This is a genomic window from Kineococcus sp. R86509, from assembly GCF_042466365.1.
GTDB lineage: Bacteria > Actinomycetota > Actinomycetes > Actinomycetales > Kineococcaceae > Kineococcus.
On sequence record NZ_JAXHCE010000001.1, the window covers coordinates 249397 to 262890 of the forward strand.

Genomic DNA, 13494 nt, shown 5'->3' on the forward strand with positions numbered 1-13494 from the left:
CCTCCTCAGCGGGTGAGTTCGCGCCGTTCGCTGCTGGAGGTCACCGGCGTGTACGGGAGGTAGACGACTCTGACGCCGCGGGCAGCGAACTCCTTCTCGAGGTGCATCCACTTGGGGCTTCCCTTCCAGTCGTCGCCCTTGAAGACGACGTCGAACCCGACGTCGGTCCACGTCGCGAGCTTGTCGGTGGTGGTCTCGAGGTGCACCGCGTCGACGACCCGCATGGCGGCCACGATCTCCAGCCGTTCCCGTTCGCCGATGACGGGCCGACGGCCCTTCTGGGCGAACGCGACGTCGTCGGAGACGACCCCGGCGATGAGGTGGTCGCAGTGGATCCGCGCGCGGCGCAGGATGTTGAGGTGGCCGATGTGGAACATGTCGAACACCCCGGGGACGTAGCCGGTGACGGCGCGGTGGCCGAGGGTCCCGCGCGAGCGGCCGGTCACCGCGCACCGTCGGAGGCGAGCTGGGCGTACCAGTGCCGCGAGAGGGCGACGAGCATCGCGGTGTGGGCCAGGGCCAGGGCCAGGTAGACGAACCCGAACACCTGCGGGAAGCCCCACAGCAGGAACGCGACGCTGATCACGCCGTGGTCGACCGGCAGCAGCAGCACCGGGGACAGCCGGCTGGCTCCGGTCGCCTCGGACCGGCCGCCGCCCCGGGCCTCGTGCAGCTTGGCCGCCAGGGTCCCGCCCTGGAACATCACCAGCGAGACGAGGACGAAGAGCAGCGGGACGAGGAGCCACCCACCGCTCACCCCGTTCCGGTACCAGGCGATGAGCACCGCCGAGTGCAGGCAGACCTTCACCCCGCAGTCGACGACGTGGTCGAGCCACTCCCCCGCGGGCGAACCGCCGCCGGTCAACCGTGCGAGCTGCCCGTCGGCGGAGTCGAGGGCGAAGGCGAAGACCAGCGCGAGCCCCGCGAGGGCCCCCGTCAGCGGCCCCGGCGTCGGCAGGGCGATGAGGGCCGCGCCGAGCAGGGACACGAACGCGCTGGCCCAGGTGATCTGGTCCGGGGTCAGCCGCAGGGTCGCGGCCAGGGCCGCGAGCCAGCGACCGGCGGGGCGGTTGACGCGGGAGGAGTAGAGGGACACGCCGCGGGACGGCTTCTGGGCGGTGCGCAGTCGTTCGTGGTGGCTGCGCACCGACGCGTCCCCGGCCTCGGGCGCGGGGGTCCCCTCGGCGTGCAGGTGGGTCACGTCTACCCCGATCTCGTGCAGTCGGTCCTGGGTGCGGTCGTCGGCCGGGGAGCGGTCGTCGACGAACAGCTCGTCGAAGCGGACGGACTCCCAGACCTCCAGGGTGTCGGGGTGGTCCAGGGCGAGGGCCACGTCGACGCAGCGCAGTTCGGAGACGATGAGGAGGCGTTCGGTGAACGGGACGACGGGCCGCCGGCCGTGCAGGAGCTCGGCGAGCTCGTCGGTGGCGACGCCGACGCAGAGCAGGTCGCAGCGGGTCCGGGCGTCCTCCAGCAGGTGCAGCTGGGTGGCGTCGAAGAGGTCGAAGGCGCCGGCGGCGAACCCCACGCGCCCGTCGGCGAGACGGTGACCGGGATGACCGGGATGACCGGGGCGGACGGAACCGGGGGTGGACAGGCGGGTCGTCTCGTCGTCAGGCATCGGCGTTCCGCAGGGTTCGGGCGGGCGCCGGCTCGGGCGCCGGCCGGGTGAGCAGGCTGTGCCAGCCGAGGCCGGTCTGGACCCCGGCGGCGAGGGCCACGGCGGCGGCCACGGCCCGGACGTCGCCGGTCGTCGCGGCGAGCGCGCTGCCGGCGACGACGGACAGCACGGTGGCGACGACGCGCTGGCGCAGCAGGTCACCGGCGTGTTCGCGGACCTTCAGACCCAGGACGGCGGCGGTCCCGAGCGCGGTGAGGACGTACTCGGTGACGGTGAGGGGCAGGACGGTCGCGGCCCCGGTCCAGGTCTCGCCGAACGCGGTGCGTCCCCAGCTGTCCGGCAGCAGCAGGAGGCACGTCCCCCAGAGCGCGGTGCCGACGCCGAGGACGAGGGCGGCGCGCGCGCAGAAGCGGCGGTCGCCGTCGCGGGCGCGGCGCACGAGGGTCGGGGCGAGGCTGAGGGAGACGTAGGCGAAGGCGACGTTGACGGGACCCATCGCGGTGGCGGCGGCCCGCAGGCTGCCGGCCGCGGCGGGGTCGATGAGGTGGGCCGCGACGGTGAGCACGGCGAGCAGCCCGAGGGAGGCGATGACGCTGTTGGCGGCCAGCGACGCGGCGAGGGGGTCCTCGCGTCGCGCGAGGCGCACCAGCAGGTCCCGGCCGGCGCGGACGTCGGGGCGGGTGCGCAGGCCGAGCAGGGCCACGACGAGGGCGAGCGCGGCGCCACCGGCCCAGACGAGCAGCGTCGTGCGGCTGTCGGTGCGCAGGAGCAGGGCGACGCCGACCAGGGCCAGCCAGCTGAGGTCGGAGATGAGGGCGACGCCGGGTCGCCCGGCGGCGACGGCGCCGAAGCGCAGGACGTCCTGGGCGCAGACCACCGGGGTCGCGAGGCCGACGAGGAGTTGCAGCGCGGGGTCGTGTCCGCTGGTGAGCAGCAGTCCGGCTCCGGTCACGACCGCGGCCGTGAGCACGGCGAGCAGGGTGAGCGCGCCGAGGACCCCGGCGGTGACCCGGTGCGCCTGGTCGTGGTCGGGTGTGAGGGTGATCCGCGTGCCCAGGGCCGCGCGCGTGAGGGAGAGGACGAGGACCAGGACGGCGTAGCCGAGGGAGAAGCGCCCGAAGGTGTCGGCGTCGAGGGCCCGGGCGAGCAGGACGAGGGCGAGGACGTTGGAGGCGCTGGAGGCGGCCTGGTCGAGGAGGGCGTTCAGCGAACGCTTCACGAGGCACCGAACCCAACGGTGCCCCACTTGCGGCGGCGGTAGGCGGTGTAGGCGGCGGCGTAGAGCGGGTAGGCGAACTTGACCGCCGCGGCGGGGGCGGCGACCCCGAGGCGGCCGTGCCGGCTGAGCCGGAGGAGGCCGCCGAGGGTGATGGCGCTGCGGGCGTCGCGGCTGGCGCAGGGGCCACGGCCCGCGTGCTCGCGGCGGTCGCGACGGATGGCGTCGTTGAGCAGGGCGAGGTAGACGAAGCGGTACTCGAAGAGGAGGAGGTCGTCGCGCAGCTCGTCGCGGTGGCCGGGGTGCTCGCTGCGCAGGCCCTCGACCTGCGCGCGGACGTGGTCGCGGACGTCGAGCAGGTCGCGGGTGCGGGTCTCGCGGCTGTTGAGGATGGACCCCTCGCGCAGGACGTAGGTGTAGAGGCGTTCGTCGAGCAGTTCGGTGCGCTGCGAGCGGGCGAGCAGGGTGGCGACGCCGGCGAGGTCGGAGTGGGCGCGGGTGGCGGGGAAGCGGACGGCGGGGCGGTGACCGCGGGCCTCGAAGAGCTCGCGGCGGAAGAGCTTGTTCCACAGGTGGCCCTGCAGCTCCCCGCGCAGCAGCCGGCGGAACGCGTCGACGGGCTCGGTCGCGTTCTCCTGCAGCGGTTCTCCCAGCGGCGTCCGGGTGGCGCGGTCGGCCCGGCGGGTCCAGGCGTCGCAGACGACGACGTCGGCGTCGGTGCGCCGGGCGCGCTCGCTCAGCCGTGCGGTGATGTCGGGCGACCACTCGTCGTCGCAGTCGGTGAACCAGACGTAGTCGGCGGTGACGTGGTCGAGGGCGCGGTTGCGGGCGCCGGCGACCCCGGTGCGGGTGCTGTTGCGCAGCAGGGTGGCGCGGGGATCGTCGCGGGCCCAGGTGCGCAGGATCTCGGAGGTGGAGTCGGTGGAGGCGTCGTCGACGAGGAGGAGCTGCAGGTCGGGGTCGGTGAGGGCCTCGACCTGGGTGCGGGCGGCGGCGAGGTGGTGCTCGCCGTTGTGGACCGCGAGGACGATGCCGACGCGGGGAGGGGTCATCGGGAGATCACCTGCGGGCCAGCAGGTGTTCCGGGTCGTCGACGTCACGGTCCTCGAGGGTGAGCGCGCGGCGGCGGACGGCCTGGTCGCGGGCGGTCGCGGCGAGGACGCCGAGCACGAGGCCGCCGGCGAGACCGATCCCGATGCCGGTGGGGACGTCCGGTGAGGAGGGGGTGGTGGGCGCGGTGGCGGGGCTGGTGACCGTGGCGTCGACGATCTGCTTGCCACCGGAGGTGTCCTGCTCGAGGGTCTCGATGGTGGTGGCGAGGGCGTCGGCGGTGGCGCCGGCGAGGTCCTGGGCGTGTTCGGGGGTGGCCGCGTGGGCGGTGACGCGGAGCAGGACGGTGCCCGGCGGGACGGTGGCGGTGACGGAGTCGGCGAACTGCGCGGCGCTGAGCCCGAGGCCGACGCGGGTGTCGACGCTGGTCGCGATGTCGGGCGAGTCGACGAGCTGGGCGTAGGTGCTCATGCGGCCCAGGACGAACTGGGAGGCGGAGTAGGAGCCGCCACCGGAGTCGTTCTGGCCGTTGAGGACGCTGCCCACGAACAGTTCGGTGCTGGAGGCGTAGCTGCGGGGCGAGAGGTAGGCCCAGCCGCCGGCGGCGAGCGCGCCGAGCAGGAGGCCGGCGACGATCCAGGTCCAGCGGCGGCCGACGAGGCGGAGGTGGTCGATCAGTTCCACGGCGTCTCCCCGAGATCCCGGATCCAGTGGTCGTAGGCGTCGATGGCGGCCCCGGCGCCGAGGCGGCTGGCGGCGTAGGCGGGGCCGGCCGCGGCGAAGCGGCCGGCGAGGTCGGGTCGTTCGGCGAGGCGGCGCAGACCGGCGAGGGCCGCGGCGGGGTCGCCGGGGTCGACGCGGAGGCCGGCGCGGGCGTTGTCGAGTTCGGCTGCGGCGGCGGAGTCGTCGTGGGTGGCGGCGAGGACGGGGCGGCCGGCGGCGAAGTAGGAGGTGAGTTTGCTGGGTGCGCACATGTCGTGCAGGCCGGGTAGTTCGTTGAGGAGCAGGACGTCGGCGGCGGCGAGGTGGGCGGTGAAGTCGGCGTCGGGGACGGGGTCGATGAACTGGACGTTGGGCAGGTCGGCGGCGAGGGCCTGCAGGGCGCGGCGGCGGGCGCCGTCGCCGAGGAGGACGAAGTGGTGGGGGTCGCCGTCGGCGAGGGCGAGGCGGGCGGTGTCGAGGACGTTCTCGAGGTGCTGCTTGGCGCCCATGTTCCCGGCGTGCAGGACGACGGGGGTGCGGGGGTCCCAGCCGTGGCGGGTGCGGACGGCGGTTCCGGCGGCGGCGTCGGCGCGGGTGACGTGGGTCCAGTTGGGCAGGACGGTGAGGTTGTCGGCGGGGACGCCGAGGGCGGTGACGGCGGGTCGGAAGCGTTCGTGGGCGAGGGCGACGCCGGTGGCGCGTCGCAGGAGGCGTCCTTCGAGGCGGGCCGCGATGCGCAGGGCGGCTCCTCCGGCGCTGGTGGTGTCCACGGCGGTGCGGCTGTAGACGTCCTGGACGACGACGCCGACGGGGGCGTGGGCGGCGTGGCCGTGGGCGAGGGCGGCGGCGACGGAGAGCAGGGCGGGGCTGACGGCGACGACGACGTCGGTGGGGGTGCGGGTGAGGCGGTGGTGGGTGAGCGCGGCGCCGGCGGCGAGGGCGAACCCTGCTTCGAGGCCGACGCGGCCGGCGCCGAGCGGGGCGCTGGGCACGGGATGCCAGACGCGGGTGACGTCGACGTCGCCGTCGTTCTCGCGGCGCACGACCCCGGGGTAGTCGGGGTCGCGGCGCCAGGCGGGGTAGTGAGGCATGCCCGTGACGACGTGGACGCGGTGGCCGCGGGCGGCGAGGCCACGGGCGACGCCGGTGGTGTAGGGCGCGATGCCGGTGGGTTCGGGCAGGTAGTTCAACCCGACGAGGGTGACGTCGAGGCCGTCGGCGGCGCGGCTGGTGTGGACGAGTTCGGGCGTGCGTTCGATGCGCAGGTCGCTCGTTCGTCCTGTGCGTGGGCGTGTCGTCCCCATGCGGCGTTCCACAGTCGGCCCCCCCGGCGGTTCCGTGACTTCCGTGAACGCACCGTAGCGGTTGTGTAGGCCGATCAGGTCCCGTTTCTAGGTTTTCGAACGCGGAGTGTCACGAATCATCCGAAGTTCGTGCCGTTGAAGGCCGGGAGCACGTGGGTGAGCACGAGGACGTACACCACCACGGCGGCGGCGAGGCGGTAGAGCACGAACGCGCGGTAGCTGTGGGTGGAGATGAAGCGCATGAGCCAGGCGATGACGACGTAGCCGACGACGAAGGCGACGATCGTGGCGGCGATCGTCGGGCCCCAGGCCACCGCGGCCCCGTCGTGGACCTCGCTGAAGAGCTGGAAGAAGCCGGAGAGGACGACGGCGGGGATCGCGAGCAGGAAGGAGTAGCGGGCGGCGGCCTCGCGGGTGTAGCCGAGCAGCAGCCCCATGGAGATCGTGCCGCCGGAGCGGGAGACCCCGGGGATCAGCGCGAGGGCCTGGGCGAGGCCGAACAGCACGCCGTGCTTCCAGGTGAGCTGGTCCAGGGTCCGTTCCTTGGCCCCGAAGCGGTCCGCCGCGCCGAGGACGAGGGCGAAGAGCCACAGCGTGGTGGCGATGACGACGAACCCGCGCAGGACGGTCTCGATGGAGTCCTGGAAGAGCAGGCCGAGCACCCCGATGGGGACGGTGCCGAGGATGACCAGCCAGCCCATCCGGGCGTCGGGGTCGGTGCGCGGGACGCGGCCGAGCAGGGACTGCACCCAGCGGCTGATGATGCGGGCGATGTCCTTGCGGAAGTAGCCGATGACCGCGGCCTCGGTGCCGAGCTGGCAGATGGCGGTGAACGCCGCGCCGGGGTCGTCGGCCCCGATGAGGGTCCCGACGATGGCGAGGTGGGCGCTGGAGGAGATGGGCAGGAACTCGGTGAGTCCCTGCACGAGACCGAGGAAGGCGCCCTCGACGATGCCCATGCTCACGCGCGGGCACCCCCGCCGGGTCGGTGGGTGGGGGCGGTGGTCGGGACGGCGGTGAGCACGACGGGAACGCTAGCGGCTCCCCCGCCTCGCTCCCGTGCGCGCTCACGCGCAGGGCACCGAACCCTCACAAGGGGGTGGGGGTGTCCTCGGAGTCCTCGTCGTCGGACTCGTCGTCGGAGTCCTCGTCGTCCTCGGGGTCGTCATCCTCGTCGTCGTCGTCCTCGCGGTCGTCCTCGACGTCGTCGTAGAGGACGAACGGGGTGACCTCGTCGTAGGCGTCGTAGAGCGCCTCCTCGTAGGCCTCGAAGGCGTCGGCGACCCGTTGGTAGGCGTCGGCGACGGCAGGGTCGGTCTCCCCGCGTCGGTTGGCCGAGGCTGCGAGGTGGTCCTCGAGCGTGGCCACGAGTCGTGCGAGGGCCGCGCGCGGGTCGTCCGTCATGCCGTGACCGTATCGGAGATCCGCCCCCGGGTAGCGCGTCGGGTGCACCGCGTCGGGTGCATCATGGTGGGGATGTCTGATCACACCGGGCGTTCCGGCACCTCCGCGGCGGAGCAGTACGAGTACCGCGTCCTCACCCTGTCCCGCGAGACCACCCGTTCCGACGCGCGGCGACTGCTCACCGAGCACGCCGAGTACGGGCACTGGGAGCTGGCCCGGGTGCGCCTCTACATGGGCGGCAGCCGCAAGGTCTGGCTGCGTCGCAAGATCATCCGCGTCGCCAGGACGGCCTGAGCGTCCTACGCTGCGACGCCGTGGGAATCTTCCGGACGAAGAGCGTCGAGGACGCGATCGCGAGCACGGACGAACCGGGCCAACGGCTGAAGAAGACGCTGGGGGCCTGGGACCTGACCGTCTTCGGGGTCGGGGTCATCATCGGCACGGGCATCTTCGTGCTGACCGGGGAGGCGGCCGGGACGCGCGCCGGGCCGGCGGTGTCGCTCTCCTTCGTGGTCTCCGGCATCGTCTGCGCGCTGGCGGCGTTGTGCTATGCGGAGTTCGCCTCGACCGTCCCGGTGGCCGGGTCGGCGTACACGTTCTCCTACGCCAGCCTCGGTGAGGTGGTGGCGTGGATCATCGGCTGGGACCTCGTGCTCGAGCTGGCGCTCGGCGCGGCGACCGTCGCCGTCGGCTGGTCCGGCTACGCCGCCGACCTCCTGGACCAGACCCTCGGTCTGGACGTGCCGGGCTGGCTGTACTCCGACTCCCCCGGCCCGACGCAGCCGAACCTCATCGCGGCCGCCGTGATCCTGGCGCTGACGGCGGTGCTCTGCGTGGGCTCGAAGACGTCGGCCCGCTTCAACGCCGTCGTCGTGTGCGTCAAGCTCGCCGTCGTCGCGGTCGTGATCGTGGCCGGGTTGTTCTTCGTGAAGACCTCGAACTGGTCGCCGTTCGTGCCGCCGACGGGGTCCGCGGGTGCCTCGGCCGCGCCGGTGGCCCCCTCGCTCTGGGCGGACCTGGGGGTGCCCCTGGGCACGTTCGGGATCGGCGGGGTGTTCACCGCCTCGGCCCTGGTCTTCTTCGCCTTCATCGGGTTCGACATCGTCGCGACCGCGGCGGAGGAGACGAAGAACCCCCAGCGCGACGTGCCCCGGGGCATCTTCGGGTCGCTGGCGATCTGCACCGTGCTCTACGTGCTGGTGTCCCTGGTCATCACGGGGATGGTCCGCTACGACCGGATCAGCGTGGAGGCGCCGTTGGCGAACGCCTTCCGCGACGTCGGGGCCGACCTCGTCGCGACGCTCATCAGCGTCGGCACGGTCGCGGGGCTGCTGACGGTCATGATGATCCTCATGCTGGGGCAGAACCGGGTGCTCTTCGCGATGGCGCGCGACCGGCTCATCCCGGCGTGGTTCTCGCAGGTGTCGCCACGCCGGGGCGTCCCGGTGCGCACCACCGTCGTGACCGGGGTCGTCGTCGCGGTCGTCGCGGCGCTGACGCCCATCTCCGACCTGGCCGAGATGGTCAACATCGGCACCCTGTTCGCCTTCGTGCTCGTCTCGATCGGGGTGATCGTGCTGCGCCGCACCCGCCCCGACCTGCCGCGGGCGTTCCGGATGCCGGGGGTGCCCGTCCTGCCGGTGGTCTCGGCGGTGGCCGCGGTGGTGCTGATGGGCTTCCTGCCCGGGATCAGCTGGGTCCGGCTGGGGATCTGGATGGTGCTGGGGCTGCTCGTCTACGCCGCCTACGGGTACCGCCACTCCCGGCTCGCCCGGGCCTGACGCCCGGGAACAACCGCGAGTGATGTAGCCTTCAACCAAGTACATGCAAACGCATGGACTTCCAGGAGGAGCGGGTCATGCAGTTCGGGATCTTCAGCGTCGGCGACATCACGCCCGACCCCACCACCGGTCGCGAGCCGACCGAGCACGAGCGCATCAAGGCGCTGGTGACCATGGCCGAGCACGCCGAGCAGGTGGGCCTGGACGTCTTCGCCGTCGGCGAGCACCACAACCCCCCGTTCGTGCCGTCCGCCATGACCACCCTGCTGGGGTGGATCGCCGCCCGCACCACCCGGCTGACCGTCTCGACGTCCATCGCGCACATCACCACCAACGACCCGGTGCGCATGGCCGAGGACTACGCGATGCTGCAGCACCTCAGCGACGGCCGCGTCGACCTCGTCCTGGGCCGGGGCAACGACGGGCGCATCTACCCCTGGTTCGGGCAGGACCCCCGCCGCGGCGTCGAGCTCACGGTGGAGAACTACCAGCTGCTGCGCCGGCTCTGGGACGAGGACGTCGTCGACTGGGAGGGGGAGTTCCGCACCCCGCTGCAGGGCTTCACCTCCACCCCCCGCCCCCTGGACGGGATCGCGCCCTTCGTCTGGCACGGATCGATCCGGACCCCGCAGATCGCGGAGATCGCCGCCTACTTCGGCGACGGGTACTTCGCCAACAACATCTTCTGGCCCAAGGAGCACTACATCCGCCTCATCGACCTCTACCGGGAGCGCTACGCCCACTACGGCCACGGCACCCCCGAGCAGGCGATCGTCGGCCTCGGCGGCCAGGTGTTCATGCGGGCCAACTCCCAGGACGCGGTGCGCGAGTTCCGCCCCTACTTCGACAACGCCCCCGTCTACGGGCACGGGCCGTCGCTGGAGGAGTTCAGCGCGCAGACCCCGCTGACCGTCGGCTCCCCCCAGCAGGTGATCGAGAAGACGCTGACCTTCCAGGAGTTCTTCGGCGACTACCAGCGCCAGATGTTCCTCATGGACCACGCGGGGCTGCCGCTGAAGACGGTGCTCGAGCAGCTCGACCTGCTCGGGGAGCACGTCGTCCCCGTGCTGCGCAAGGAGTTCGAGGCGCGGCGCCCCGCCGGTGTCCCCAGCGACCCGCCCTCGCACGCCGCGCGGGTCGCGGCGCGCGACGCGGAGGCCGCCGGTGCCGCCGTCGTCTGAGGGCCGGACCGGCGCGGCCGTCGAGGCCTGGGAGGCGTTGTTCCGGGTCCAGTCGACGTTGCTGCGCCGGTTCGCCGAGCAGGACGTGTGGGGTGGGTTGAGCGTGCGCGAGTACGACGTGCTCTACACGCTCTCCCGCTCCCCGCAGAGCCGGTGCCGCCTCGGCGAGCTCAGCGAGGACGTCTACCTCCCGCAACCCTCGCTGAGCCGGCTGGTGGACCGCCTCGCCCGGCAGGGGTTGCTGACCCGCGAGGCCGACCCCACCGACGGGCGCGGCGTCGTCGTCGCGCTCACCGCTGACGGCGCCGCGCTGCGGCGCGAGGTGGGCGGGCGGCACGCGGCGAGCATCGCCCGGGAGCTGTCCGTCCTCGACCGCGACGAACTCGCGGAACTCACACACCTGTGTGCGAAGGTCCTCCCGGCGTGAGCGCGTCGCTCCAGCTGCCGTAGGAGCCCAGCCCCTCGCCGTCGACGACCTCGACGGCGGCCCCGGCCGGGTCCTCGACGCCCGCGAAGCACACCTGGAACGTCACCGTCTCACCCGGTGCGAGGTCCGGGAGGTCGTAGGCGTCGGGGCTCACCGCCTCACCGCAGTCCGTCGCCGAGAACTCCTCGCCGTCGGCGGAGTCGAGGTAGCCGTACAGGTCGTAGTACGCGCTGCCGGTGTCGGGTCCCGTGTACTGCGCGCTGAGGTCGGCGTAGAGCACGTCGCCCTCGGTGTGGACGGAGTCCACGCTGACGACGTACTGGTCGAGGACCGCGGACTCCCCGTAGCCGAACTCCCCCACCGACGTCCCGGCGGAGTCGCCGTAGGGCTGCGGCGCCGGGTCGTACTCCCCCTCCGCCCACTCCTGGTCGAAGGCGCCGCTGATCCCCAGCAGCAGGAACGAGCCGTAGACCACGAACAGCACGACCGTGACGACGACACCGACCAGGGCCCCCACCCCGCCGGTGACGAGCCCCGCGATCGCCAGACCACGCCCCGGCGTGCGCTTCGTCAGCGTGATCGCGCCCGTCACGATCCCCGCCACGCCCAGGCCCAGGGCCAGCAGGCCGATCACCGGCGCCAGGACCACCGAGAGGATCCCCGCGACCAGGGACACGACCGCCAGGGCGGACGGCTGCTGCTGCGGGTACGAGGGGTACGAGGGGTACGAGGGGTACGAGGGGTACGAGGGGTACGAGGGGTACGGCGGGGGCGCGGGGTACGGCGAGGACATCCCTCCAGTGGAGCACCGCGGACCTCGCCCGGTGGCCGGGCGTGCGTCCGTCTCGCCCGGTCGGATCAGTCGGTCGGATCAGTCGACGGGGCCCCCTTGCGGCGGCGCCGGGGCGAAGGAGCTGTGGCGGTGCAGCTCGGCGTAGCGACCCCCGCGCGCCAGCAGCTCGTGGTGGGTTCCCCGCTCCACCACCCGCCCGGCCTCGAGCACCAGGATCAGGTCGGCGTTGCGCACGGTGGAGAGCCGGTGGGCGATGACGATCGCCGTCCGGCCCTCCAGCGCCTCGTCCAACGCGGCCTGGACGGCGACCTCGGAGGTGGTGTCCAGCGACGCCGTCGCCTCGTCGAGCACCACGACCCGGGGCTGGGCCAGCAGCAACCGCGCGATCGTGAGCCGTTGCCGCTCCCCGCCGGAGAAGCGGTACCCCCGCTCCCCCACGACCGTGTCCAGACCGTCCGGGAGCGCGGCCACCAGCTCCCCCAGCCGGGCCCGGCCCAGCGCCTCGAACAACTCCTGGTCGCTCGCCCCCGGAGCGGCGAGGCGCAGGTTCGAGCGCAGCGACTCGTGGAACAGGTGCCCGTCCTGGGTCACGACCCCCACGGTCTCGCGCACCGAGGCGAACGTCAGGTCGCGGACGTCGCGACCCCCCACCCGCACGGTGCCGTGGTCGACGTCGTAGAGGCGCGCGAGGAGCTGGGCCAGCGTCGACTTGCCCGCGCCGGAGGACCCCACGATGGCCACGACCTGACCCGGCTCGACCCGGAACGACACGTCGTGGATGACCTCCACCCCGCCCCGGGTGTCCAGGGTCGCGACCTCCTCCAGCGACGCCAGCGACACCTCCGAGGCGGCGGGGTAGGCGAAGCGGACGTTCTCGAACTCCACCCCCGCCGGACCGGCGGGCACCGTGGTCGCCGTCGGCTTCTCCTGCACCAGGGGCACGAGGTCGAGGACCTCGAACACCCGGTCGAAGCTGACCAGCGCGCTCATGACGTCGATCCGCGCGCTGGCCAGCGCCGTCAGCGGCGCGTAGAGCCTGGTCAGCAGCAGGGCCAGCGCGACGATGTTGCCGGCGTTCAGGGTGCCCGCGATCGCCGCGAGCCCGCCGACCCCGTAGACGACCGCGAGCGCCAGTGCGGAGACGGTGGTGAGGGCGGTGACGAAGACGGCCTGGCGGATGGAGCTCTTGACCCCGATGTCGCGGACGGAGCGGGCCGCGCCGGCGAAGGAGCGGGACTCCTCGTCGGGTCGGCCGAAGAGCTTGACGAGGGTCGCCCCGGGGGCGGAGAAGCGTTCGGTGGTCTGGTTGATCATGGCCGCGTTGAGGATGGCGGCCTGCCGGGAGAGCTGGGCGAGGTGACGGCCCATGCGCCGGGCGGGGAGGACGAAGATGGGCAGCAGGACCAGGGCGATGAGCGTGATCTGCCAGGAGATGCCGATCATGACGACGGCGGTGAGGACGACGGCCACGACGTTGCTGACGATGCCGGAGAGGGTGTCGCTGAAGGCGCGTTGCGCGCCGAGGACGTCGTTGTTGAGGCGGCTGACCAGGGCACCGGTGTGGGTGCGGGTGAAGAACGCGACGGGCATCCGCTGGACGTGGTCGTAGACGCGGGTGCGCAGGTCGAGGATCAGGTCCTCGCCCAGGGTGGAGGAGAGCCAGCGCACGACCAGGCCGAGGCCGGACTCGGCCAGGGCCACCGCGGCGATGAGGAGGGCGATGGTGACGACCCGGCCGCGGTCGCCGGCTCCCACGGCGTCGATGGCCCGGCCCGCGAGGACGGGGGTGGCGACGGCGAGCACGGCCAGCACGACGCTGCCGCTGACGAAGAGGGTGAGGCGGCGGGAACGTTCGCGGGCCATCGCGAGGACGCGACGGACGGTGCCGGGGCGGAAGGGTTTCTGGTCGGGAGCGGCCATGGCCCGCCACATCGAGGTCCTGGCGACGTTCTCCATGCTCATGGCTCGACGCTAGGGGGTGCAGCGCGCTGCAGCTCCACCCGGTACCGGCGACG

The 13494-nt window shown here is 73.1% G+C and carries 14 protein-coding genes; 4 read left to right on the forward strand and 10 right to left on the reverse strand.

Annotated features, from left to right (window positions below; genetic code table 11):
* Positions 1-5: 5 nt before the first annotated feature.
* The 8 genes from SJY07_RS01205 to SJY07_RS01240 form a co-directional block, all read right to left on the reverse strand.
* Positions 6-446 carry an adenylyltransferase/cytidyltransferase family protein gene (locus SJY07_RS01205; protein ID WP_328296063.1) on the reverse strand — a complete coding sequence of 147 codons (441 nt, stop codon included), beginning with the start codon at positions 444-446 and terminating at the stop codon, positions 6-8.
* Positions 443-1621 carry a CDP-alcohol phosphatidyltransferase family protein gene (locus SJY07_RS01210; protein WP_328296062.1) on the reverse strand — a complete coding sequence of 393 codons (1179 nt, stop codon included), beginning with the start codon at positions 1619-1621 and terminating at the stop codon, positions 443-445. The genes SJY07_RS01205 and SJY07_RS01210 overlap by 4 nt, the downstream gene beginning before the upstream one ends.
* Complete coding sequence (locus SJY07_RS01215) at positions 1614-2840, reverse strand: hypothetical protein (RefSeq protein WP_380156456.1); 1227 nt, start codon at positions 2838-2840, stop codon at positions 1614-1616. Before SJY07_RS01215 ends, SJY07_RS01210 begins: the two co-directional genes overlap by 8 nt.
* On the reverse strand, positions 2837-3889 hold the full coding sequence (locus tag SJY07_RS01220; RefSeq protein WP_380156458.1) for a glycosyltransferase family 2 protein: 1053 nt from the start codon (positions 3887-3889) through the stop codon (positions 2837-2839). The genes SJY07_RS01215 and SJY07_RS01220 overlap by 4 nt, the downstream gene beginning before the upstream one ends.
* A 7-nt stretch (positions 3890-3896) precedes the next feature.
* Positions 3897-4571: a hypothetical protein gene (locus SJY07_RS01225; RefSeq protein ID WP_328296059.1), complete on the reverse strand. Its 675-nt coding sequence runs from the start codon at positions 4569-4571 to the stop codon at positions 3897-3899.
* Positions 4562-5893: a glycosyltransferase family 4 protein gene (locus tag SJY07_RS01230; RefSeq protein ID WP_380156460.1), complete on the reverse strand. Its 1332-nt coding sequence runs from the start codon at positions 5891-5893 to the stop codon at positions 4562-4564. The genes SJY07_RS01225 and SJY07_RS01230 overlap by 10 nt, the downstream gene beginning before the upstream one ends.
* Positions 5894-6009: 116 nt before the next feature.
* Entirely contained in the window at positions 6010-6852 is an 843-nt protein-coding gene (locus SJY07_RS01235; RefSeq protein ID WP_380162082.1) for an undecaprenyl-diphosphate phosphatase, read from the reverse strand.
* 130 nt (positions 6853-6982) lie between these two features.
* Positions 6983-7297 carry a primosomal protein gene (locus tag SJY07_RS01240; RefSeq protein WP_328296057.1) on the reverse strand — a complete coding sequence of 105 codons (315 nt, stop codon included), beginning with the start codon at positions 7295-7297 and terminating at the stop codon, positions 6983-6985.
* 72 nt (positions 7298-7369) lie between these two features.
* Here SJY07_RS01240 and SJY07_RS01245 point away from each other — a divergent pair, with 72 nt between their 5' ends.
* The 4 genes from SJY07_RS01245 (at position 7370) to SJY07_RS01260 (ending at position 10686) form a co-directional block, all read left to right on the forward strand.
* Positions 7370-7591, forward strand: coding sequence for a DUF5703 family protein (locus tag SJY07_RS01245; protein WP_328296056.1), 222 nt, complete (start codon positions 7370-7372; stop codon positions 7589-7591).
* A 20-nt stretch (positions 7592-7611) separates the two neighbouring features.
* A complete protein-coding gene (locus SJY07_RS01250) occupies positions 7612-9078 on the forward strand; it encodes an amino acid permease (protein ID WP_380156463.1) in 1467 nt (488 codons plus the stop codon).
* 77 nt (positions 9079-9155) lie between these two features.
* Positions 9156-10259, forward strand: coding sequence for an LLM class flavin-dependent oxidoreductase (locus SJY07_RS01255; RefSeq protein WP_380162084.1), 1104 nt, complete (start codon positions 9156-9158; stop codon positions 10257-10259).
* Complete coding sequence (locus tag SJY07_RS01260; RefSeq protein WP_328296053.1) at positions 10243-10686, forward strand: MarR family winged helix-turn-helix transcriptional regulator; 444 nt, start codon at positions 10243-10245, stop codon at positions 10684-10686. Before SJY07_RS01255 ends, SJY07_RS01260 begins: the two co-directional genes overlap by 17 nt.
* Here the strand turns inward: SJY07_RS01260 and SJY07_RS01265 are convergent.
* Entirely contained in the window at positions 10652-11479 is an 828-nt protein-coding gene (locus tag SJY07_RS01265; RefSeq protein WP_380156465.1) for a DUF4190 domain-containing protein, read from the reverse strand. The genes SJY07_RS01260 and SJY07_RS01265 overlap by 35 nt on opposite strands.
* Before the next feature lie 78 nt (positions 11480-11557).
* Positions 11558-13441, reverse strand: coding sequence for an ABC transporter ATP-binding protein (locus SJY07_RS01270; protein WP_380156467.1), 1884 nt, complete (start codon positions 13439-13441; stop codon positions 11558-11560).
* Positions 13442-13494 lie beyond the last annotated feature (53 nt).

What these genes read in the sequence shown, in the direction of transcription:
- SJY07_RS01210 (WP_328296062.1), bottom strand. Translation starts at nt 1,621, where the DNA reads ATGCCTGACGACGAGACGACCCGCCTGTCCACCCCCGGTTCCGTCCGC.
- SJY07_RS01220 (WP_380156458.1), bottom strand. Translation starts at nt 3,889, where the DNA reads ATGACCCCTCCCCGCGTCGGCATCGTCCTCGCGGTCCACAACGGCGAG.
- SJY07_RS01230 (WP_380156460.1), bottom strand. Translation starts at nt 5,893, where the DNA reads ATGGGGACGACACGCCCACGCACAGGACGAACGAGCGACCTGCGCATC.
- SJY07_RS01235 (WP_380162082.1), bottom strand. Translation starts at nt 6,852, where the DNA reads ATGGGCATCGTCGAGGGCGCCTTCCTCGGTCTCGTGCAGGGACTCACC.
- SJY07_RS01240 (WP_328296057.1), bottom strand. Translation starts at nt 7,297, where the DNA reads ATGACGGACGACCCGCGCGCGGCCCTCGCACGACTCGTGGCCACGCTC.
- SJY07_RS01245 (WP_328296056.1), top strand. Translation starts at nt 7,370, where the DNA reads ATGTCTGATCACACCGGGCGTTCCGGCACCTCCGCGGCGGAGCAGTAC.
- SJY07_RS01255 (WP_380162084.1), top strand. Translation starts at nt 9,156, where the DNA reads ATGCAGTTCGGGATCTTCAGCGTCGGCGACATCACGCCCGACCCCACC.
- SJY07_RS01265 (WP_380156465.1), bottom strand. Translation starts at nt 11,479, where the DNA reads ATGTCCTCGCCGTACCCCGCGCCCCCGCCGTACCCCTCGTACCCCTCG.
- SJY07_RS01270 (WP_380156467.1), bottom strand. Translation starts at nt 13,441, where the DNA reads ATGAGCATGGAGAACGTCGCCAGGACCTCGATGTGGCGGGCCATGGCC.